Origin of the sequence: Streptomyces sp. GS7 (assembly GCF_009834125.1) — a bacterium.
Classification (GTDB): Bacteria; Actinomycetota; Actinomycetes; order Streptomycetales; family Streptomycetaceae; genus Streptomyces.
Genome location: NZ_CP047146.1, coordinates 4,722,731 through 4,743,670, shown reverse-complemented (window position 1 = coordinate 4,743,670; position 20,940 = coordinate 4,722,731). Strand labels below are relative to the sequence as shown.

The 20,940-nt window shown below is 67.7% G+C and carries 17 protein-coding genes and 4 pseudogenes; 12 read left to right on the top strand and 9 right to left on the bottom strand.

Features of this window, described 5'->3' with window-relative positions:
- Positions 1 to 23 precede the first annotated feature (23 nt).
- Positions 24 to 907, bottom strand: a pseudogene (locus GR130_RS39935) (AAA family ATPase); the annotation flags it as partial.
- Positions 808 to 1,527 carry a helical backbone metal receptor gene (locus tag GR130_RS21110; RefSeq protein ID WP_159506142.1) on the bottom strand — a complete coding sequence of 240 codons (720 nt, stop codon included), beginning with the start codon at positions 1,525 to 1,527 and terminating at the stop codon, positions 808 to 810. The pseudogene GR130_RS39935 and the gene GR130_RS21110, both read right to left, overlap by 100 nt.
- Positions 1,528 to 1,599: 72 nt before the next feature.
- Here GR130_RS21110 and GR130_RS21105 point away from each other — a divergent pair, with 72 nt between their 5' ends.
- From GR130_RS21105 to GR130_RS21090, 4 genes and pseudogenes are all read left to right on the top strand, one after another.
- Positions 1,600 to 2,460: a haloalkane dehalogenase gene (locus GR130_RS21105; RefSeq protein WP_159506141.1), complete on the top strand. Its 861-nt coding sequence runs from the start codon at positions 1,600 to 1,602 to the stop codon at positions 2,458 to 2,460.
- A gap of 670 nt (positions 2,461 to 3,130) precedes the next feature.
- Entirely contained in the window at positions 3,131 to 3,907 is a 777-nt protein-coding gene (locus tag GR130_RS21100) for an alpha/beta fold hydrolase (RefSeq protein ID WP_159506140.1), read from the top strand.
- A gap of 1,292 nt (positions 3,908 to 5,199) precedes the next feature.
- Complete coding sequence (locus tag GR130_RS21095; RefSeq protein ID WP_159506139.1) at positions 5,200 to 6,414, top strand: metal-dependent hydrolase family protein; 1,215 nt, start codon at positions 5,200 to 5,202, stop codon at positions 6,412 to 6,414.
- A 42-nt stretch (positions 6,415 to 6,456) separates the two neighbouring features.
- Positions 6,457 to 6,576 (top strand): annotated as a pseudogene (locus GR130_RS21090) (IS21-like element helper ATPase IstB); the annotation flags it as partial.
- 2 nt (positions 6,577 to 6,578) lie between these two features.
- Here the strand turns inward: GR130_RS21090 and GR130_RS21085 are convergent.
- Entirely contained in the window at positions 6,579 to 7,361 is a 783-nt protein-coding gene (locus tag GR130_RS21085) for a GNAT family N-acetyltransferase (protein ID WP_159506138.1), read from the bottom strand.
- Between the two features lie 455 nt (positions 7,362 to 7,816).
- Here GR130_RS21085 and GR130_RS21080 point away from each other — a divergent pair, with 455 nt between their 5' ends.
- Together GR130_RS21080 and GR130_RS21075 are read left to right on the top strand one after the other, a co-directional pair.
- Positions 7,817 to 8,350 carry a hypothetical protein gene (locus tag GR130_RS21080; RefSeq protein ID WP_159506137.1) on the top strand — a complete coding sequence of 178 codons (534 nt, stop codon included), beginning with the start codon at positions 7,817 to 7,819 and terminating at the stop codon, positions 8,348 to 8,350.
- Positions 8,351 to 8,613: 263 nt separating this feature from the next.
- Positions 8,614 to 10,143, top strand: a pseudogene (locus GR130_RS21075) (ISKra4 family transposase).
- A 38-nt stretch (positions 10,144 to 10,181) separates the two neighbouring features.
- On the opposite strand, the gene GR130_RS21070 reads toward GR130_RS21075, so the two are convergent.
- Positions 10,182 to 10,667, bottom strand: a complete 486-nt coding sequence (locus GR130_RS21070) for a hemerythrin domain-containing protein (RefSeq protein WP_159506136.1) — start codon at positions 10,665 to 10,667, stop codon at positions 10,182 to 10,184.
- Between the two features lie 473 nt (positions 10,668 to 11,140).
- Here GR130_RS21070 and GR130_RS41985 point away from each other — a divergent pair, with 473 nt between their 5' ends.
- A complete protein-coding gene (locus tag GR130_RS41985; RefSeq protein WP_159510115.1) occupies positions 11,141 to 11,725 on the top strand; it encodes an NUDIX hydrolase in 585 nt (194 codons plus the stop codon).
- The gene (locus GR130_RS21060; protein ID WP_159506135.1) at positions 11,722 to 12,183 is read left to right on the top strand and encodes a hypothetical protein; all 462 of its coding nucleotides are present in this window, start codon (positions 11,722 to 11,724) and stop codon (positions 12,181 to 12,183) included. The genes GR130_RS41985 and GR130_RS21060 overlap by 4 nt, the downstream gene beginning before the upstream one ends.
- 21 nt (positions 12,184 to 12,204) lie before the next feature.
- Here the strand turns inward: GR130_RS21060 and GR130_RS41980 are convergent.
- A protein-coding gene (locus GR130_RS41980) for an IS110 family transposase (protein WP_443043640.1) occupies positions 12,205 to 13,174 on the bottom strand; the annotation gives its coding sequence in 2 pieces (ribosomal slippage) (positions 12,205 to 12,357 and positions 12,359 to 13,174; 969 coding nt in all).
- A 438-nt stretch (positions 13,175 to 13,612) separates the two neighbouring features.
- Between GR130_RS41980 and GR130_RS21050 the strand changes: the two genes are divergently transcribed.
- Complete coding sequence (locus tag GR130_RS21050; RefSeq protein WP_159506134.1) at positions 13,613 to 13,924, top strand: cupin domain-containing protein; 312 nt, start codon at positions 13,613 to 13,615, stop codon at positions 13,922 to 13,924.
- An 83-nt stretch (positions 13,925 to 14,007) separates the two neighbouring features.
- A pseudogene (locus tag GR130_RS41630) lies at positions 14,008 to 15,141 on the top strand (IS630 family transposase).
- 7 nt (positions 15,142 to 15,148) lie between these two features.
- Here the strand turns inward: GR130_RS41630 and GR130_RS21040 are convergent.
- Positions 15,149 to 15,928, bottom strand: a complete 780-nt coding sequence (locus GR130_RS21040) for a methyltransferase domain-containing protein (protein WP_443043639.1) — start codon at positions 15,926 to 15,928, stop codon at positions 15,149 to 15,151.
- Positions 15,929 to 16,309: 381 nt separating this feature from the next.
- A complete protein-coding gene (locus GR130_RS21035; RefSeq protein WP_201304957.1) occupies positions 16,310 to 16,948 on the bottom strand; it encodes an aminotransferase class IV in 639 nt (212 codons plus the stop codon).
- A 152-nt stretch (positions 16,949 to 17,100) separates the two neighbouring features.
- On the opposite strand from GR130_RS21035, the gene GR130_RS21030 reads away from it, so the two are divergent.
- Positions 17,101 to 17,667, top strand: a complete 567-nt coding sequence (locus GR130_RS21030) for a putative immunity protein (RefSeq protein ID WP_159506132.1) — start codon at positions 17,101 to 17,103, stop codon at positions 17,665 to 17,667.
- Here the strand turns inward: GR130_RS21030 and GR130_RS21025 are convergent.
- Positions 17,664 to 18,625, bottom strand: a protein-coding gene (locus tag GR130_RS21025; RefSeq protein WP_443043638.1) for an IS5 family transposase whose coding sequence is annotated in 2 segments (ribosomal slippage) — positions 17,664 to 18,238 and positions 18,238 to 18,625 — 963 coding nt in all. Because the reading frame shifts where the segments join, the coding sequence is not laid out codon by codon here. The two genes, GR130_RS21030 and GR130_RS21025, sit on opposite strands and share 4 nt — an antisense overlap.
- A 1,040-nt stretch (positions 18,626 to 19,665) precedes the next feature.
- On the opposite strand from GR130_RS21025, the gene GR130_RS21015 reads away from it, so the two are divergent.
- Positions 19,666 to 19,926: a DUF6415 family natural product biosynthesis protein gene (locus tag GR130_RS21015; protein WP_159506131.1), complete on the top strand. Its 261-nt coding sequence runs from the start codon at positions 19,666 to 19,668 to the stop codon at positions 19,924 to 19,926.
- A 118-nt stretch (positions 19,927 to 20,044) separates the two neighbouring features.
- On the opposite strand, the gene GR130_RS41975 is transcribed toward GR130_RS21015, so the two are convergent.
- Positions 20,045 to 20,866, bottom strand: coding sequence for an SCO2400 family protein (locus GR130_RS41975; protein ID WP_443043637.1), 822 nt, complete (start codon positions 20,864 to 20,866; stop codon positions 20,045 to 20,047).
- Positions 20,867 to 20,940 lie beyond the last annotated feature (74 nt).

Sequence of the window (20,940 nt, the reverse complement as noted above, 5' to 3'; positions counted from 1 at the left end):
GGCCGGCGCCGTCAGGGTCGCGCTCATGCGGCCACACTCCCGTGGGAATTGGTGCTTGCGTTGCTGCGGTACTCGACGGTGTCCCCGGTCAGCGTCATGCACGCCTCCTCCAGGGAGACCACCTGCGGGGTCAGCTCGTAGACGGCGACGCCGGCGTCCGCCGCGCGCTGCCCGATCTCCCGCGCCGCCGTCAGGCCGTTGACGAGCAGCGTCTCCGAGCCTGCCTCGCCGGTGACCGTCACCTTCGGGCCAAGCAGCAGCTCGCGCAGGCGCGCGGAGTCGGCGGAGACGACCTTGACGCTGTCGCCGCCCGACCGCTAGAGGAAGTCGGCCACCGTGGTGTCAGCCGGCAGTCGGCCCCGGCCGACGATCACCAGGTTGGTCGCTGTCAACGCCATCTCGCTCATCAGGTGCGAGGAGACGAAGACCGTCCTGCCCTCGTCCGCCAGGCAGGTGAGCAGGTTGCGGATCCACAGCACGCCCACCGGGTCGAGCCCGTTGACCGGCTCGTCCAGCATGATCGTCTGCAGGGGTCGCCGAGCAGCGCGGCGGCGATGCCGAGGCGCTGGCCCATGCCGAGCAAGAACGCGCCCGCCCGCTTCTTGGCGACCTTTCCGAGCCCGGCGAGCTCTACCACCTCGTCGACCCGGCGGCGCGGGATGCCGTGGGTGAGCGCGAGCGAGAGCAGGTGGTGGTAGGCGGAGCGGCCGGGGTGGATGGACTTCGCCTCCAGCAGCGCGCCGACCTCCTGCAGCGGGGCGACGTGCTGGGCGTAGCGCTTGTCGCGGCGCCCGCCGCGCGGCCTGGTCAGCGGTGAGCTGCTCGCAGCGCCGCGCCGATGACCTGGGGCGCCTCCCGCATCGAGGGCCCGTACCAGGTGAGATGGCGTCCGCTGACCAGCGCCGTGGGAAGCCCGGGGAAGTCCTGCGGACCGTCGTCGGCGGTGAATCGGTACGGCTCGTCGGGCAGCACCACCAACTCGGCCCCGGCCGCGTTCAGTTCGCCGATCGGGATACGCGCATAGCGCTCGGCGTGACCGGCGTAGACGTTGCCGACCCCGAGCCGGGCCAGTACGTCGCCCGCGAAGGTGTCCCGCCCGCACACCATCCAGGGCCGCCGCCAGATCGGCACGACGGCCGGGACCAGCCGGGTGGGCGGCGCCACCCGCCGCCAGGCGTCCTCCGCCTCGGCCAGCCAGGCTGGTCCGGGCAGCCCGCAGCCCTCGACCAGCACCCGGCGCAGTTCGCTGAACGCCTGCTCCACGGTGCGTACCTCGGTGACCAGGACGCGCAGCCCGGTGGCACGCAACGCGGCCAGGTCCGGTGCCCGGTTCTCCTCCTCGTTGGCGATGACCAGGTCGGGCGCGAGCGCGGCGATCCGCTCGGTGTCGGGGTTCTTGGTGCCGCCCACCCGGACGACATCGAGGTCGTGCGGGTGGGTACACCAGTCGGTGGCGCCTACCAGCAGGTCCCGCCTGGTGGCGGCGACGGCTTCGGTGAGCGAAGGGACCAGCGAAACAACACGCATGACCACCAGTCTGCCGGATGCCGCGTGCGCCGAGTTGGGAGACTATGTGGCACGGCGTCCGAGGGAGGGCCCATGCTGATCGACTTCGTTCCCGACGGAGATCTCTACCCTTTTGAGTCGCGTTGGTTCGACTCGTCCGTTGGCAGGGTTCACTACATCGAGGAGGGGACCGGACCGACGATCCTGTTCTGTCACGGCGCTCCGGCGTGGAGTTTCCTCTACCGTCACATCGTGAAGGATCTGCGTGATCGGTACCGGTGTGTCGCTGTCGACCTCCTGGGATTCGGACTGTCCGAACGTCCTGTGGGTTTCGGTTACACGATCGCCGAGCACACCGCGGTCCTCGGCGAGTTGATCGATCACCTGCAGCTCGACGACTTCGTTGTGATGGGACACGATTGGGGTGGCCCTATCGGTCTGGGCGCGGTCACCGGGCGCGCGGACCGGGTGAGGGGGATCGTGCTGGGCAACACGGTGTTCTGGCCGATCGAGGCGATGGCGAATCGGGCTTTCAGCGTGATCATGGGTAGCCGTCCGATGCAGCGGCGGATACTCCAACGGAATTTCCTCGTTGAGCGCGTCCTGCTCGCAGAGCTGGGGCGTAAGCTCACCGCGGCCGAGGCTGACCACTACCGTGCGGTGCAGCCCACTGCGGAAGCCCGGCGTGGACTCGCCGTGATGCCCAAGGAAATTCGTGCCGCGCGGGCGTTGTTGGACCAGCTGGCACGAGAGGTGCCCGCTCGGCTCGGCGACAAGCCGACCCTGTTGGTGTGGGGGATGCAGGACATGGTGTTCCGTCCGAACACCTCCATCCCGCGGATGCGTGCCGCCTTCACCGATCTGGACTTGGTCGAGCTGCCCCACGCGCGGCACTTCATTCAGGAACACGCACCGGATGCGATCACGGCGGCGATCGCGAAGCGGTTCCCGTGAGTTCGCTCGACGCACGTCCGTCACCGGGGTGCCCGGACGGTGGCAGCCATCGCCTCCAGCGTCGAGAACAGGGGGCACTGGCCTCGCGGCTTCTGCCGGAAAACCAACGCCAAGCCGTTCCTGGGCTCAAGGGCGGCCGCAGAAGGAAACCGCCCTGAAGAAGCAGCTCAATACGGGGTTCAGATGCCGCCGGCCGCCCGACAGTCTGGCACGAACACCCCGAATGGGATTGGGCCGGCGGGCGAAAGCACAGGCCACGGGACTTACTGCTTCCAGCCGGCCGACCGGAAGTAGACCGGGTGCCAGACATGGCCGCCACACTCTCCGCCCGGCACCCGAGTGCACGAGTCGGCCCCGGACGCTGCGCCACGGGGGAACGGGCAGCGTCCGGGGCCGGTGAGGTGAACTCTATCGGCTCGGGCGGAGATTCCAGCCGGCAGGCCGCGCTCGTCATGCCGGACCAGGGCCGGGCGCTGATGTCACGTGAGCCAGTCGCGCAGGGCCGGCCGGGGACCGGGCATCAGCGGGAGCTAAGGCCGCAGTCCCGAAACGGGGCGGGGGAGTCGGCGAGCGGCCTACCCGGATCTGGGGCATGGCTGTGCCGGGCATGGCGTGGCTCATTCCCAGTAACTTCAGGTAGTTGGCAGCCCTACCGGCAAGGAGAGTTCAGGTGCCGTACCGCGACATTGGTGGAGCGCAACTCTGGGTCGAGGACAGTGGCGGTGACGGTCAACCGGTCGTGCTGTTGCACGCCGCCGCCGGCACCAGCGCCTGCTGGGCGGAGCAGCGAGCGATGTTCGAGACCGTGGGCTACCGGGTCATCACCTACGACATGCGCGGCTTCGGCCGGACGCGCTGTGCTCCCGAGGAGCGAGCCTCCGGGTCGATGACAGGTGACCTTGAAGCCCTGGTGGAGAAACTCGAATTACCGCAGTTCTCGCTGGTGGGCACCGCACGTGGGGCTTGGTGCGCCGTCGAGTACGCCCTTGACGATCCGTCGTCACTGGCCGCACTCGTCGTCTCCACCAGCTATTGCAGGCTCGTTGACCCAGAATCCGTTCGGTTCCGTGCTCAGTACGTCGATCCCGACCTCCTCGGACTGCCGACCGAGGAGAAGGAACTGGGCAGGACCTATCGGGCGGCGCACCCCAAGGGGGTGCGCCGTTTCCTGGACATGGCGCAGGGAGGTGACTCCACGGGCCACCTTTCCTACCAGTCCGTACGCGAACCCCTCACACTGGCTCGCGTTGCGGACATCTCCGTTCCGGCGCTGGTGCTCGCCGGCGATGAGGACCCTTATGCTCCGCCTCCGGTCATGAAAATGATGGCCGATCGAATTCCGGACGCCGAGTTCAAGGTCATGCGCCACGTTGGACACAGCGCCTACTGGGAGCAGCCGAAGGAATGGCATCAACTGGTGCGGCGGTTTCTGCACAGACACACGTGAGGACTTCCGGGCGTGTCACGGGCGGAGTCATCGCCCGATGCCGACACGGGCGAAGCGAGCCCCGAACCGACTGGTCCGGGGCTCGGTGTTCTTGCAGTGTCGGATGTTCAGCAACGCCGTTGGCAGGCTTCTGGCTGCAGACCGCAGTAGGGCTGGAAGTTTCGTCCTTCGTTTTCGCCGGCCCATGCACCGCAGTAACTGACGACGGTTCCGGCGACTGCGGGGCTTGCACCGGCAGCCAGAACGGAGCCGGGGCCTTCTGATGCGACACAGGCCAGGCCGACTGCGGCTTCGATCCCGACGATGACCCAGGCCGGAACCCCTGGGCTGACAGACAGGAGTTGAACGAGTGCCACCAGCCCGAGTTGAGGATTCCCTCCGTGGAGACGCCCCGGTGTTCTGGGAAGTCTCGTCGTTTTGGGTCACATCCCTGGTGAGTTCCGTCGTCCCGTTCAGCCAAGTCTGGACCGTTCCGACCCCAGGGATTTTTCTGTGAGGTGCACTTCTCGTTACCCAGAGATCTTGCCGTCCTGTATTGCTACGGTGATCGCACCGTGGCTCGCTGGGGGGCCTCCGGCCAGCGGATCGGTGGATATGTCCATTCTGTTACCCGAATGCGCCGCTGCTGCAGCGTAGTTCACCGTCCACCATTGGCCGAGGTGGGTGACTATCGAGGCGGACTCCGTGGCTGCGACGACTAATTCCGTTGCGGGTTTGATTTTCCCGGCGCTTCTGGGTTGTTTTTATCAAGTCATCCGCCCGAATGATCAGTTCGGGTAGTGCCCTTTGAGGCTCCGGCTCCATGGCCGAACCTTCTTCTTGCGGGCGCTAGCCCGAAGATCAGCAACAGGGCGAGTGCCGCAATCCAGCAAATCGCTGGATGGAATCGGGTGATTGTTGCCAGCAAGACAAGCCCGGATGACAGTGCGGGAATAGTAGCCCAGGCCAGTCGCCAAGAAAGCCCTGCCATGCGACGCCCTTCCCGTTATTCACCAGTGATCGTTTCCGTTTGACCCTTTCATGTCGCTCCATCGGTAGTACACACATGATCAAGCCAAACCCTGAACTCGGCAGCCAAGCGGCCAAGTCTTTGAGAGCCGGCGTCCTGTCCGGTCGGACACGCTGAGCCGGGCGACCAGGGGCTCATTGGCCAACGGTGCCCTTTCCCTCCTCCTGAGCGGACCTGTCCGTGCGCTGTCCCGTGGCCTAGTGTCGGTCTGCGCCCCATCAGCAAGATCGCGAACTGCGGCTGGAGTACTAGCAGTTACTGAGCGGTGAGGAGACACAGTCGGGTGATTGCCAACGGCGAACAACAACACATACAGGGCCAACGGATCTGGGCAGTCCGCGCGGCGCGGCTGTTCGACGGGTACGCATTGCGAGTGGGGCGCCCGCTCGTGGTCATCGAGGGTTCACGCATTGCCGGTGTCGATATGACGGGAGCGCCCCCCTCTGCGGATCTGCGCGTTCTGGATCTCGGCGACGCCACGCTGTTGCCCGGGCTCATCGACTCCCACGTGCACCTCGCCTTCGACCCCGACGACAGGTCGAAGCAGACGATGGCGGATGAAGATGACCACACCACCCTGACGCGCATGCGCTTCCACGCCGAACAGCAACTGCGGGCGGGCGTCACGACCGTACGGGACCTCGGCGATCGTCGCTTTCTCGCCCTGTCGCTCCGTGACCGCTACACGGCAGGCATGGAGATGGGTCCGGAGGTTGTTGCCGCCGGGCCTCCCATCACGCGAACTGGCGGACACTGCTGGTACTTGGGCGGCGAAGCCGACGGCATCGCGGCTGTGGAGGCCGCGGTCGGACAGCACGTCGCTCGCGGCGTCGACGTGGTCAAGGTCATGGCGACCGGTGGTGTGACCACTCCTGGTTGGGGGCCGCACCAGTCGCAGTACACACGCGACGAACTGGCCGCGGTGACCCGGATCGCCCATGCGCACGGCAGGCCGGTCACCGCGCATGCGCACGGCCGCCAGGGGATGGCTGATGCCGTCGCAGCCGGCGTCGACGGCCTCGAGCATGCCTCCTTCTTCACCGAAGGCGGTGTCGAGCCCGACTGGAAGACCGTTGGGGCCGTGGTGGAGGCAGGCATCTTCGTCGGCGCCACCGAAGCATGGCTGCCGACAGGCTCGATGGTCGCACCGCACATGGCCGAGCGTGTGGAGCAGCGCAGCGCGAACTTCGCACGGATGCACCGCGAAGGAGCGCGGCTGGTCTGCTGCTCCGATGCCGGTGCCGGTCCCCGTAAGCCTCACGGCGTGCTCCCGTACGGGATCCTCCACTTCGGCTCTCTCGGCCTCACCAACACCGAAGCCTTGGCTTCGGCAACCTCCCTTGCCGCACAGGCATGCGGGCTGGCCGATCGCAAAGGAAGGATCGCCGTCGGCTACGACGCCGACCTCATCGCGGTAGCCGGCAATCCGCTGCAGCATCTGGAGACTCTGTTCGACATCCGAGCCGTGATCCGAGCTGGAAGGACATTCCAGGGCTGATCCCGCTCACTTGCAACGAGATCCGGCGTACCGGTCCTCAGCCTTTGCGTGGCGATCGTCGACCGCGTCACCTTCAACGGCACCATCATCGAGACCGGCACCGATTCCTACCGCCTCGCCAGCACCTGGGCACCAGATGAGGGGCCGGCGAAGGCCGGCTGAGCTCAGGGCGACCAGACATACGGTGTCGTCGTGGTTACCGCGTGCAGGCCAAGGCGAGTGAGGATCGGGGCGCTGTCGGCCGAGGCATCGACGTAGACGTAGCGGACGTCCCGGGCAGCGGCGAGCTGGGCTCGGTGGGCGACCATGGCCCGGTAAATGCCCTGTCCGCGCCATTCCTTGAGCGTTGAGCCGCCCCAGAGGCCGCCGAAGTCGACGCCGTCCTTGAACACCAGCCAGGCGGCACCGACGACTTCGGTGCGTGCCTCGGCGACGAGGACGATGGTGTTCTCCGGGGCATTCTCGATCCGGGCGGTCAGGTCGTCCGCGAGCCAGCTCCAGTCCTCGCCCCAGACGGTGCTCTCCATAGCGGCAATGCGCTGGAGGTCTGATCGGGCGGTGACACGGCGGAGGGTCACGCCGTCGGGCAGGACGGGGTCGGTGGCAAGGTCCGCGGACCGCCCGATGAGCACGGTCTCGCTGTCCTCGGCGACGAAGCCCGCCGCGGTGAGTCGGTCGGTGAGGTCGGCGGGCAGATCGTGGGCGCGAGTCTTCCATTCGACCGCCTCACCACGGGCAGCGTAGTAGTCACGCCGCCGCGCTATGAGCGTGTCGAGTTCCGCCCCGCACACACCGAGGTCGCGTGGGCCCGTGACGAAGCCACGGTGCCAACCGACGACACGTGTCAATGGGCCGTCCTGCTCGATGCGGGCGCTGCCGCCAGGCGGGGTGACACCACGGAGTTGGGCGTCATACGCGGCGCGGAGTTCGTGTCTCCGAATGTCCATCACTCGAACACCGTACGGACCGGGTCAAGTGATTAAAGGCCGGTCGAAAACGCCCGCACGCCAAGGGCTGGCTGCACTCTCTCACCCGGCCACGGGGAGTCAGAAACAGGTACCGACCTCTGCCGCTACCTGCCTCGACGGCCAGCCGCCCTCCGGGTGGCTGGCCGTCCCCACGTTCGTATCCACGCAGTGCCGTCATGTCTCCTCCACATTCCAGAGCCGGTTGATCACCAACTGCCTCCGGAAACTGTCCCTCGCCAATGAATCCAGGCCGTTTGCCACCGAACCCAGTCGTTGCGGCGGAGGCGAACGGCCCGTCGGCCACATCGTCTCGGAGGATGACTGTGCTTCCGCCGCCCGCCTGATCACGCCGCGCAAGTCTCGTACTGGCGGCTCATACGAGTGTGCCGCGCAGGCTGACGGAAAGCGTCGGGGAAAGCTTGAGGATGAGTCACATGGACTTCCACCTCTCCTCCTCTCCCACCAAATTCGCAGCGGCAGCACCCCGTTGGGCGATCTGGGCCGCGCATCTGACCACGCTGGTGGTTCTGCCGAGTGGGCTGTGGCGCATCGCCATGGTGCTCGGATACCCCGCTGGTTACACGGAGTTGGGCTTCGTGCCCTTCGAGACGGTCGGGTCCAAGGCATGGATGCTGACGCTCAGTGTGCTCTGCGAGCTGGTCGCCTTCCTGACGATCGGCCTGGTACGGCCGTGGGGCGAGGTTGTTCCGGGTTGGATGCCGCTGGTCGGAGGGCGCAGGGTGCGTCGCATGGCTGTTGTCGTCCCTGCAGCCCTGGGCGCAGTGGCTCTGACCGTGCTCTGGGCCAACGTCCCCTGGTGGTGGACGTATCCGCACGAGGACATGACACCCACCGGACACCTGCTCGTCGGCATGCTCTACCAGCCGCTGGTCCTCTGGGGCCCGCTGACCGCAGCCGTCACGTTCTCCTACTACCGCAGGCATCGCGCCGTACAGCGCCGGGGATAGACCGACTGAGGGACCCGACGCCAGGCGGGCGGCTGGAATCGGTGACGAACGGGCTGGGTTCCTTGGCAACGGACAGAACCGAGGGCACCCGGTCGGAGCTGAAACGGTTGGTGGAGCGGGGCTGGCTGGACGAGAACGTCCCCGGTTCACCCCGGCCTGCCGCCAGACGGGCGCTTTGTCCAACTCCCGTTGACAGCAGGGCTCTTCCACCTACATTCGAAGGTGCCAACCGTGTCGGACGCAGGACGGGAAGAGCCCCGGAGATGAAACCGTACGACACTCATGCCGCAGCCGCCCCCTTTGCCCGCTCGGTCAGCGCCTTCGCGACACTGATGGACACCCTGTCGGGCGACCAGGCCAGCGCGTGGACCCACGCCGAGTTGGAGGAACACCTGGAGACGGCGGGGCGGAACCTGTTACGGCTGCTGCAGGGCCATCTTGACCTCCCTGCCCGGCGGGAGGAGGACCAGGTCCGCGCCGGTGCCCGGCCGGTCGTGAGCGGGCAGGAGGGACGGGTGCGGACATGGCGGGAGACGCGACACGCGCGCTGACTGGCCGGCGTGGTCGGGCCGGTCCGCATCACCCGAGTCGGCTACCGGGGTCCCGGTGCCTGCCATGTCCACCCCGCTGACGCTGCGCAGCCCCTGCCCGTCGGCCGGCACTCGATGGGCATGCGCGAGATCGCGGTCACCGAAGCGGTGCGCGGCTCGTTCGACCAGGCACGGGACGCTGTGACGCACCGCCGCGGTAACGTGCTCGGCAAGCGGCGGCTGGAAGAACTCGTGGTTGGCGCCGCGGTCGACGTCGACGCCTTCTACCGCGCCCGGATCCCTCGCCCGTGCAGCCGGGACATGCCGCTGGTCGTGCAGGCCGACGGCAAGAGTGTGGTCATGCGGCCCGAGGCCCTGCGCGAGGCCACCCGCCGGGCCGCTGAGAAAGCCGCGGGCGGCCACCGCGCACGGCTCGCGCCCGGTGAGAAGCCCAACCGCAAGCGGGTGGCCACCGTGGCCTGCGTCTTGTACACCCGTCCCGCGCCCCGGCGCCCCCACGACGTGATCCGTCCGCCTGGCGGCCGCAGCGACGAGCGAGCGGCCCGCCCGGGGCCGAAAGCCGAGAACAAGTGGTGCACCGCCTCTCTGGTCCGCCCGCCCGAGCAGGTCGTCGCCGACGCCTTCGACCAAGCCCAGGCCCGCGACCCGAAGCAACTGCGGCCGTGGATCGTCCTCGTCGACGGTGCCCGCCACCAGCTCGCCCTGATCGCCGCTGAGACGATCCGACGCCGTATTACCGTGCACGTACTGCTGGACTTCGTCCACGTCGCCGAGTATGTCTGGGCCGCCGCCCACTCCTTCCGCAAATCCGGCACCAACGAAGCTGAAACCTGGGCCGCCGACAACCTGACCGCGATCCTGGCAGGTCACGCCGCCCGCGCCGTCCACGAGATGACTGCCCAAGCCGACAAGGAAGGACTACCGGCCGCCCGGCGCGAGGCCGTCGATGCCTGCCACCGCTACCAGATGGGCCACCTTGACCAGCTCCACGACGACACCGCCCTCGCCAGCGGATGGCCGATCGCGACCGGCGCGGTCCAGGGCGCCTGCCGCCACCTGATTGCCGACCGCCTCGACATCACCGGCGCCCGCTGGGGCCTTGCCGGATCTGAAGCCGTCCTGCGACTGCGCACCCTCGTTTCCCACGGCGACCTCGACGTCTACTGGCGCTTCCACGCCGCCCGCGCGTACCGGCGCCTCGACCCCACCCCTGACCAGGACCAATACGAGCTCATTGCCTGATCACGCACTTCCCGGCGAAGAACCACAACCATGTCGACTCACGCCATACCGAACCGGAAGACCATGTCGGGCCAGTCGGTGTCAGGCATTCCGTCGTCGAGTGCCTCGCTGATCGTCCGCTCTTCATAGCTGAAGTGGGATTCCATGATCGCAGCCAGGCCGTCAAGCTCACGCCCGATCGCCTCCAGGACGGGGCCACGTGATTCGGCAGCCCTGCCAGCGAGTTCACGCACACGGGACAGGATCGAGGCGATCATTCCATGATCTTCAATCGGCTTCGCGACCGTCGGTGCGAGATCCGGGCGTTCGCGCAGCAACTGGGAGAACACCCCGTCGTCCTCGCCCTGATGATGCGACGTCAATGCGGCACAAAAGGCCAGGCAATGGGTGACAAGTGCGTCGTCGCTCAACCGACGGTGTCCGAGACCTGTCCTGATCTTATTGATCTGGCGACGCAGTTCTTGATGTGCTTGTGAGAGCTGCAGGCTCAAGGCGGCTACACGCTCGCCGTCGCGGGAAGCCACGGATGGCCTTCCCTTCGGTTCTCCGCCTCCATGCCTGACGCAGTCCGCCACCGGCACGCGATGCTGCCGCCATCTGATCACGCAACGCGGCGGCGCGGCAAGCACGTTGCCCGCCCGCACTGTGCTCCAGCGTTCCGCCAGCTCAGCCCTTCACCCCAGAGGAACTGCACCCAACGCCATCAGCGCGCCGCCAGCGAGGATGAAGACGGCACATAGGGAATCGACAGCGTGGCCGGCACGGGCCGGGAGGGGTAAGGGACCTCGCTGTCGCCCGGTGGGCGCTTGCGGGTCCGCGGGTAGTGCGCCGCCCTGTGCGTGCCGGGGCAACGTTCCTGTGCCGACCGACCACAGCCCCCCGGGCTGGCGGCTTCCCCTCGTCCGTGTACGTCATTTCGCTCCCCCTGATGATCACCATCCAACAGGGGGGCAGGCGCGCACGAAGCCGCCGCAGGCATCTTTGATGTCATTCTGGCATCACGAACACTGTAGTTCGCCGAGCGGTCGAAGAAGGCGATGTGCGCTGGCAGTTCCCGGCGGGCAAGGTCGAGGCCGGCGAGACCGGGGAGCGGGTGGCCGTTCGGGAGGCGCAGGAAGAGACCGGCCTGATCGTCGAGCCGCTGAAACTCCTCGGTGAGTGGGTGCACCCGAAGACCCATCAGTGGATGACATCAACGCACCGCGCTACGTCACTCAGGCAGCCGGCGGGTATGCCGCATCGCCACCTTGCTCTCGCGTCACGGCTGACCGGCGCTGTCTCTGGGACCGTCAGCGGGACGATACCTGCTCGCCGCATAGCCGGCCTGAAGCAGCGGGTGGCCGATCTGACGCATGCACGCGCCTGGTGCGCTGCCTACCTGCCGCGGAATCAGCCATGGCCCAAGCATCCGGCCCGTGCGTCGAGCTCTGATGCAGCCGTAGACGTCCTGGCCCGTGAGGGGGGGCACGGCCGCACCTACCGCGTGGCCGACGTCCAGGCCGGTGCCCCGGCCGGCACCGCACCCAACCGATCTCGCTACTTTCCGCATTCAACAGTCACTCTGTGTATAGTTTTCGCATGACTGCTCCCAGTGCCGTCCGCCGCATCTTGATCGCCACCGGCTTTTTGGTGCTTGTGCAGGCGGCGGTCGGCTTGGTCGTCAATCTCTACGTCCTCTATGCGGCTCCTCATCCGGGCTCTCGGGCGGGGGCCTATCTCATCGGGGCCTATGAGGGCTTCGTCTGGGCGGTCGGGCACGGCACCCTCGCCCTAGCCGTGCACGCCGTGCTCGGGCTCACGCTCGTCCTGCTGTCGATCGTCGCGGCAGTGCGCGCCGTGCTGCTCCGTCAGCGTGCGGTCGCATTCTGGACCGTGCTCGGGGCGCTCCTCGTCATCGGTGCGGCCGTCAGCGGTGGGGGCTTCCTCGCCGACGGCAAGATCCTCAACTCACTGCTGATGGCCCTGCTCGCGCTGAGCGCCGAGGTGTGTTTCCAGCTCGCCATCCACCTTCTGCCTTCCGGGCGGCGCCCCGCCTGCTGAGTTCGTCCTCGATCCCTGGCGCTACTGAGGTTCTGGGCGTGTTGTCGGGTGCTGGTCGTTGCCGGTGAGTCCGGTTTCGCTCCGGCAGCCGTCGATGAGGTGGGGCCGGTACTGGATCTGACGCAGGCCGCGGCGCAGGGTCCGGGTGGGTTGGTGGGCGTCGGTGAAGGCCACCGTTGGCCAGTGGGCCGCGTCGTAGGAGGGACCGGATGCCTTCTACGGGGTTGAGGGCCGCGGTGTCCGGGCCGACGCCGTAGCGGTCCAGGAGTTTTGGTGCGCGGGAGGTGATCGCGGCGGTGATCCTGGCGGTGAGGTCGTTGATCTCTTCGGTGAGGTGCTGGATCCGTCTGGCCAGCAGCCGAAGGGTGTGGCGGGCTTCAGCTGCCGGGGTTGTGCGGTCTGCGGATTCCAGCGCGAAGCACTTGCGAATGAGCTTGGGGTTGCTCAGGCCGGTCAGTGCCTCGCGCAGTGCGGGGTCGGCGGCGACCAGGGCGGCCTTGAACTGGTTGATCGCCTGTGAACAGGACTTGATCGCGGAGGTCTTGGCCATCTTGAACATGCGGATGGATTCCACTGGGCCGTCGGAGGTCTTGGCGGTGGCCGTGGCCCGGCCGGTTAGCACTGCTTGGGCGGCGGCCGCGGCGTCGATCGCGTCCGTTTCGCCGTGTCGCCATCGGGTGGTCTTGTCGGGCGGGTCTACCTCGGTGACCGAGATGCCTTCGCTGTTCAGGTAGCGCGCCAGGGCCGCTCCGTAGGAGCCGGTGCATTCCACGCCGGCTCGCTGCAAGCGGCCGAAGGCGCGTGCCCAGGCCGGCAGTTGACGGTAGCCTTCCCGGGTGGTCGGAATGCTCCGGGCGTCCAGCAGGGCTCCGGTCATCGTGATCACCGCCGCCACGTGAACGTCCTTGTGGGTGTCCACACTGAGCACGATGTATTCGGCCGGTAGGGATACGTGGTGACGGGGCTGAGCGGCCTGAGTCATGCTGGGCACCTGTCTGTCTCCTGAGCACATCGGGAACACCGGTGGCCGACGCCGCGCCGGGTGAGGCGATCAGGACTGTGACGGTGCCTGTCGCGAAGGCCCCTATCGGGACACGCCCACCGGTCCGGCGGCAGCAAGCACCGCCTCGAACGACTGTCGGCAGATCAAACTCAGGGCATCAGAGCCAGCCGTACCTCGGGCCGGACCGCCGCCCGAGGCGGCACCTGCTCATCCTCACGGTGATACCTCGTGGCCACGGCCCGGTGGCGCTTGAGGCGCCCGGCCGGGCAGGAGAGGAAGGACCGCGACGAGGAGGTTTTTTACGGAACGGTCGACCATCACTGAGCCATTGCGTCGTAACGTCGTGGTGTCCCTTGATCACGATTGCGGGCGTCTCCCGGCGGCTCATTCAGCCCTCTGGTCAGGCAGCCCGTCAGGAGGCATGTCATGAACGTTGTCGACCTACCGAGCACGGCCGCGGAACTGCCCGATGCCTGGACCTCGGTCCTGCTCGGGCAGGTCGGGCGTACCGGGGTGAAGGTACTGCGGATGGACGGACGCGCCTTGGAACCGGAATCCCATGACACAGCGGAAGCATTGCTGGTCGTCGACGGGACGCTGCAGCTGATGGCGGGCGACATCGACGTCGAAGTGCGCGCGGGGGAGATGCACATCGTCGAGGCGGGAATAGAGCATGCCGTGCGCTCCGGCAGCATAGGCTCGCTCGTCATTATCGAACACATTGCAAACGCGCCATAGTGCCGCATCAAGCTACGTTCGCCCTGTCGTGATGTGTCGCCCAGTTGCTGCGCCGGGAAGCACCAGACAGCCAGAATGATCACGTGGCTGAACGCGTGCGTGTCCGGGAAGTTGATGACGACGAGGGCAGGCGGTTGCTGCCGATCATCCGCAGAGGCACTGGTTCGGTGGTGACCTGGCGGTGGGCTCAGATGGTGCTGTTATCCGCGCAGGGCATGCCGGTGGCGAAGATCGCCGAGGTGACGTTCACCAGCCCGGACCGGGTCCGCGACGTGCTCCACAACTTCAACGCGGACGGCATCGACTCGCTTTATCCCAAGTACAAGGGTGGCCGGCCGAAGACATTCACCCTCCAGGAACGCCGGGAGATCAAGAAGATCGCCAAGGCGAAGCCGGCCGAGCACGGTCTGTCGTTCTCGACTTGGAGCCTGGCCAAGCTGGCCGACTTCCCGGTCGCCGAGGGGGCGGTCGACGACATCAGCCACGAGGGCCTTCGGGTCGTGCTCCGCGAAGAGGGCGTCTCGTTTCAACGCGTGAAGACCTGGAAGACCTCACGCGACCCCGACTACGCGGCCAAGAAGGCTCGTGTCGAACACCGCTACGCGATCGCCGACGGTGAAGTCATCCCCGAGGACGGCGAGCCCGAAGTCATCCTCTGCGTGGATGAGTTCGGTCCGCTCAACCTCCAGCCGCACCCCGGCCGGCAATGGGCCTAGCGCGGCTGCAAGCACAAGCACCCCGAGCGCGAGCCTCGGCGTCGGCGCCGGGCGACCTGCAACCGATACGGCGGGGTCCGCCACCTGTTCGCCGCCTTGGACCTCAAGCACGACAGGCTCTACGGCCACATCAAACCGGTCAAGAAGCCGTCCCAGTTCCTGGAGTTCTGCCGCTACCTGCGCACCCTCCACCCACCCGAAATCCGTATCGCGATCGTGTGCGATAACTTCTCCCCGCACCTGACCACGAAACGGTGCCAGCGCGTCGGTACCTGGGCGATGGCCAGCAACGTCGAGATCGCCTACACCCCGACCAACTCCTCCTGGCTCAACGGCATCGAGGCCCAGTTCACCGCCCTGCGCTACTTCGCCCGGGACGGCACCGACCACGCCAGCCTCACAGAGCAGGGCAGCATGATCCGCCGCTACCTGATCCGGCGGAACCGCCACGCCGACGACCGCCGCCTCCGGGCCGTCGTCGCCAAGGCCAACGTGGCCTGATACGACATCAGTCGGCCTGCAGGACGAAGAACAGGAAGCACACGAAGGCCCCCGAGGGCTTGTCCACGAAGACGTCGGGGAACAGCTCGCGGGCGCCCGGTGCAGGGAACGGTTCGCTGATGACGTTGATCCGGAACCCGGCCGCGGTGAAGGCGTCGGTCATCGCGTGCAGCGGCCGATGCCAGAAGGCCATCAGGGCGGTGTGCCCGCCGAGGGTCCATTCCTCGGAGTGCTTATACGTCGCGAAGTAGTCGGTGCCCGGCTGCACGAGGCCGATGGAGGGGTGATCAACGGACACGATCAGTCGGCCGCCGGGAGTCAGCACGCGCCGCAGCTCGGCCAGCGGTGCCCTCCAGTCCTCCAGATAGTGCAGGACCAGGGACGCGACGACGTCGTCGAACGCGGCATCGGGGAACGGCAGCGGGCTGCCCAGATCGGCGAGGTGCAGGGCCGCGTCGTCACCGAGCCGCTTCCTGGCCAGCTCCAGCATCTTGGTGCTGGAGTCGAAGCCGGTCACGATCGCGCCCCGGTCGCGCAGCGCCGCGGACAGGGGGCCGGAGCCGCAGCCGGCGTCCAGGATCCGTCGGCCGGCCACGTTCCCGGCCAGGTCCAGCATCGCAGGCCGCTCGTAGTGCGCGTTGAAGAGGCTGGTTTCGTTCTGGGCCGAGTACGCCTCGGCGAAGCTGTCGTAGTCGTTGGGCACAGCCTGCTCGCCGGGCCCGGCGGAACCCTCCGGGACAGGACGGATCCACAGCGGCTGCGAGGGTGCCGGGATGTCTGCGTGCACGTCAGAGCTTCTGGAAGCGGAAGTCATACGGTCGATCCTGGCACGCACGTCCCATCTGGCGTCGGGTGATTCACGATCACCCTGCTTCCCATGGCTGCCGATGAGCGCCATACAGGGCGTACGTTGTCCGATGCGGCACTAGTTGCAGTCCTCAACGAGTGGCTGTGACCAGAACTTTCCCAGCAACTCCTAGACGGTTTGCCAGGGGTTGGTCCCGTAGCAGTCCACGAGCAGGCCGTAACGGTCGAGTCGACGGCCAGCTCCGCCCCATCAATGCTTGCGACCGGCACGGCCGGCGAGATCGAGTTCGTCAGAAAGGCAAAGTAGACCGGGGAGCCGGATGCACAGGCCGCGACTTCACTGAGCTGGACCTCACGCCGCTCAGATGGGCTGCCCTTGGCCTCCAGCCCCCGCTGCAGCAACTGCATCGTGATGCCCGGCAGCGCGGCGGCCTCGGGCCAAGATGATCCGATCCCCGTCGTAGAAGCCGATGTTCCAGACCGACGCCTCGCTGATCCGGCCGTACCGGTCGGTGAACAGTACGTCGTCGTACCCGGCCATCACCGCCTGCCGCTGGCGGTGAGTGAGCCCGAACGTCCCGGCGTGCTTAACATGTGGCAGGTCCCGCTCGTACTCCACAGCCCGCAGCCGCATCGGTTCGGTCTGCGCCTCGGCCGGGGCGCTCGTGGCCACCGCCACTTCCGGCTCCACGGCTTCGCCGCGCAGCACGGCATCCAGCCTTCGGGTAAAGACGGTCACTCGGACTGATACCGCGTCCGGGCCTCCATCGAGGGCGTGTCGCACGTAGGCCCGCACCGACTTGGCGTCCAGGGCCCTGCCGAACAACTCACGCGCGCTCTCATCCAGCCGCTTCAGATGCAGATCGAGACCCCGGACCGCACCGCCCCGCACCTGCATCGAGGTGAAATGCGCGTAGTTGACCCGCGCGAGCAGCTTCAGATCCTCGCTGTCCGCCTCAATACCGTTGATTTCCACCCGGTCGATGACGATCCCTCCCACTCCCATACCTGGCCCGGCGACCACATGTTGACCATCCTGGGGACTGTCCTACGGATCACGGACGGAGCCAAGCCTGGTGCCTCTCGCCCGGACCAAGGAGCAGGGTCTGCCCGGGAGCGTGCCCCACTCCTGAATGTGCGACGATCGGCCTCGTGACGAGCGTGAACGGTGACTTCGAACTGTCCATGGACGAATTGCGAGTTGTAGCGCGCTATGTTGCCGAGACAGCGCAGGAAGTTCTCCCGGTGTTCGAGGACGCCAACCCCGGTGACCCCCGACCACGTGCGGCCATTGACGCGGCATGGGAGTTCATCAACGGTGCGCCCAGGACCAAGCGTCAGCGCGTCACGTCGCTGGACGCTCACCGAGCGGCGCAGGAGACTGCCACCGAAACTGCACGTCTCGCTGCGCAAGCCGCCGGCGATGCCGCATCTGCCGCTTACCTGCACCCGATCGCGAAGGCTCACCAGGTGGGTCACATCCTGCGTGCCGCTGCGAATGCGGCACGCATCGCCGAAATCGGCGCGGGCGAGGATCCCAGGGCCGGGAACAGGGCGATCGAAGAGGCCCGCGAACGAGCCACACCGGTCCTGCTCGATGTCCTCCAGCGGTACCCTCTCGCGCCCAGCGGTAGGAGCCGCGCTGCGCAGCTCATGACTGCTCTGGACGCCGCCCTCCGTGGGTCCCCGCAAGTGGGGCCGGAACGCACAGGACACTAGGGCGTTTCTGATGGCTCTTGGACGGTGTCGCGGAGCCAGATGACGATCGCTGCAACGGCCAGGGTGCCGTTGAAGATGTAGTCACGCTTGTCGTACCTGCTGGCCACTGCGCGGTACTGCTTCCACTTGCTGACGCACCGTTCGACGGCACTGCGGCGGCGGTACTGGGCCTTGTCGAAGGCCGGAGGACGTCCGCCGGCCCGGCCCTTCCGCCGGCGCTTGGCCCGCTGGTCATCGGGCTGGGCGATGGTCGCCTTGATCCCCCGCCGTCGCAGATAAGCACGGTTGTCGTAGCTGGAGTACGCCTTGTCACCGCGGACGCGATCCGGTCGACTGCGGGGTCGGCCCGGTCCGCGCCGCCGGATCCGCAGCCCCTCCAGCACAGGGATGAACATAGGGCTGTCGCCCCGCTGGCCTGGAGAGGTCCGCCAAGTCAGCGGGCGGGCCCGGTCGTCGGCCAGCAGATGGACTTTGCTGGTCAGCCCGCCTCGTGAGCGTCCCAACGCCTCACGCCCATCGCCTTCCACACGCGAACCGCCCCCTTTTGCGGAAAGTCCCGCGGCGGCCTGTGGCGGGCACCGGCTGCGTGCTGGTGGGCCCGGCAGGACGTGGAGTCGATGTTCACCGCCCATTCCCGCCGGCGCCGCACACTTTCCTTCTCGACGTCCTTGGCCAGGGCCCCGTCGGGATCGGTGGCATCGGCCTCGATCTGTAACTCGGTCAGGATCTGCTGCCAGGTTCCGTCCGCTGACCAGCGACGGTGCCGCTCGTAAACGGTCTGCCAGGGGCCGTACCGTTCGGGCAGGTCCGGCCAGGGAACACCGGTACGGGCCCGAAACAGCACCCCGTTGATCACCCTGCGGTGATCGGCCCACTGCCCGCCGGGCCTGCCATTGGCAGGCAGTAAAGCCTCGATCTTCTGCCACTGCGCGTCCGTCAGCTCATGTCGCCGCACCATAGAACGCACCTGCCCAGCCGGAGCACTGATCCACCCACCCCAGCAAGAGCCATCAGAAACGCCCTAGGCCGTCTCGTTCGGATCGTTCGCTGGGGCATCGGGCCGAGTAACTTCTCCTCCGGGTCAGGGAGCCGCCGGAGGCGGTGTGCGAGTGCGAGCTGCGTCGGCGGCGGATGCTTTCCGCTGCGGACGTCGTCCTCGTCAGCTCGTGCCTGGCAGGGCGTTTTCCAGGAGGACCTCTGCTGCTGCCCGCGCGTGTCGTCCGTAGTCCGCATCACTCAGCACCATGGCGCGGCTGGCGGCCCCGTCCGCGAGAGTGACGAGTTGTTCGGCGAGAGCCGCCAAGAACGCACGCGAAGTCATGACGCAGTAGTCGTCAACACGGATCGCACCGGCTCCCTGTACTGCCAGGCAGCCGGTTGTTCTGTTCAGGGTGCAGTGGGCGTTCCCTGCGGCGGCTGGCGTGCTGGGCGTGGTGGCCCTGATCGCTGGCGGGGTGGCTGCTGGCTCCTGTTGTCGGCCGGTGGCGTGGGTGTGGGTTCTGGTTGTCCCGGCGGGCGTATCCCTCCGCAGCCCGCGCCCGCCGCGACAACCGGAAACCCAGTCCGACACCGCCCAGCATCAGCATGACGCCGCCGCCACCGCACCGACACCAGCGCCGCCAGACCCACTGGCAGAAGTCACTGCACCGCATACTCCGGTGGTTCGGCGTACTTGCCCCCGAAACCCCGGCGCCTGCGGCAACGACTTTACGAACTCCGGCAGATGCAGAACCTTTCGCTACGAGGCCCTCGGTGACCGTGTGCGGCGTCGGCCGCCGGAGACGAACAGCCCAAGCGGGCTGGGGAGGGGCACCGTCTGCCGTCGAGCAGTTCGCCTCGCGCCACGGCACAGGACTCATCCTCCGCCTATCGCGCAGGAAGAGATGTCGGCACGGGCAGAAGGCACGCCCACAGGGTCTGGCCTGCGGTGACGGGGCACTGCGTCCTCGATGACGTCCCATCCTCGGTCCGAGCCTCGGAACCACCATGAACCCCACGATGAGACCACCCGTGGAGCCGCCCAAGAAACCAACCTTCGATCCGATCCCACCAACCCGGAGCGACGCGGACTCGCCGTGGCGCGGGGACATCGCCTGGTACCAGCGCAGCGCCCGCCTGGACAGCATCACCCGGCAGGTCGAACAGCCCCTGTCCCACGAGCCGTTCGCGGCGCTCGTGCACGTGCAGCTCCTGGCCCGCGACTGCGGCTGGCTCCTGGGACGACAGGTTGAGGCCACGACCACTACGCATCCCTGCTGACAGCGGCCGCTACCGCCCGTCGTCCTTTGTGCCGGCCTCGCCGATGTCTGCGGCGAGGCCGCGCCGCTTCAGTCGCGGAGGAGTGCCCCGGTCCCCGTTCCCGGTTCCGCGGTGTCGGTCAGGAGCCGACGCAGACGAGTCCCAGCAGGCACACGTTCGTCGGGGCCGTCGGCTGGGCCGTCGGCGGTGTGGAAGCGGTCGGTGCGGGGCGCGTCGGAGAGGTGCTGCCCGTGCCGGAGGGTGTGGTGGCCGCGGGTGCGGTGGGTGCCGGTGCTGCCGCGGCGGCATGGTCGACGTGCGGTCGCTCGGCTGACGCGGGCGCGGTGTGCGACATCGTGCGGGGCGCCGCGGCCGGGTGGGCCATGGCTGCGGAATCCGGATGCCGGAACGTCATGGCAGAGGGAGGCGTTGCAGGGGTGTTCTGATCGCGGCCGGCCGTCGCAGGCAGGCGGGTGCCGTGGTGCTGTGCGGCCTGGTTGCCCGGATCCGCCCCCGGTGCGGCGGCGAGAGTCGTGGTTCCGGGAGCGGACCCGCGCTCCGGCTCCGGCGTCGTGGCCGCCTGGGTGTGGCTGGCGGATGGCTTGTTCTGCAGCAGAGAGACGGTCAGTCCGCCGCCGACCAGGGCAACGGCGGTCGCAGCGGCAGCCCGGCGCCGGTGCTTCTTCCACCGTGCGAGCTGACGGCGCCGGGCCGCTCGTCCCTGCCCGGTTGAGGCCGTGACGTCGGCAGGGGGCGCGGCATCGAAGTCGTGTGGCTCCGCTTCCTGGTCGGGGCCAGGAGCCGCGGAGCCGGCTGGATGCCATGGGTCCCACGCCGCGGGGGCGGCCGCCGCTGCGTGTCGGCCGTGGGCAGGTGGGGCTATGTCCGGGGCGTAAGCGCCGCACCCGGGGCACACCAGTGCACCGTTGAGAATCCGACTGCACGACGAGCAGTAGTCCATCTGGGATCTTTCTGTGCTGACTGCGCCGCCAGGGGCGCCGACGACCTGACCAAAATTCGCACGTGGAACCGGGC

Excerpts from the sequence above, each read along its gene's own strand:
- GR130_RS21110 (WP_159506142.1), bottom strand. The coding sequence starts at position 1,527 with ATGCGTGTTGTTTCGCTGGTCCCTTCGCTCACCGAAGCCGTCGCCGCC.
- GR130_RS21105 (WP_159506141.1), top strand. The coding sequence starts at position 1,600 with ATGCTGATCGACTTCGTTCCCGACGGAGATCTCTACCCTTTTGAGTCG.
- GR130_RS21085 (WP_159506138.1), bottom strand. The coding sequence starts at position 7,361 with ATGGACATTCGGAGACACGAACTCCGCGCCGCGTATGACGCCCAACTC.
- GR130_RS21080 (WP_159506137.1), top strand. The coding sequence starts at position 7,817 with ATGGACTTCCACCTCTCCTCCTCTCCCACCAAATTCGCAGCGGCAGCA.
- GR130_RS21060 (WP_159506135.1), top strand. The coding sequence starts at position 11,722 with ATGACTGCTCCCAGTGCCGTCCGCCGCATCTTGATCGCCACCGGCTTT.
- GR130_RS21050 (WP_159506134.1), top strand. The coding sequence starts at position 13,613 with ATGAACGTTGTCGACCTACCGAGCACGGCCGCGGAACTGCCCGATGCC.
- GR130_RS21015 (WP_159506131.1), top strand. The coding sequence starts at position 19,666 with ATGAGACCACCCGTGGAGCCGCCCAAGAAACCAACCTTCGATCCGATC.
- GR130_RS41975 (WP_443043637.1), bottom strand. The coding sequence starts at position 20,866 with ATGGACTACTGCTCGTCGTGCAGTCGGATTCTCAACGGTGCACTGGTG.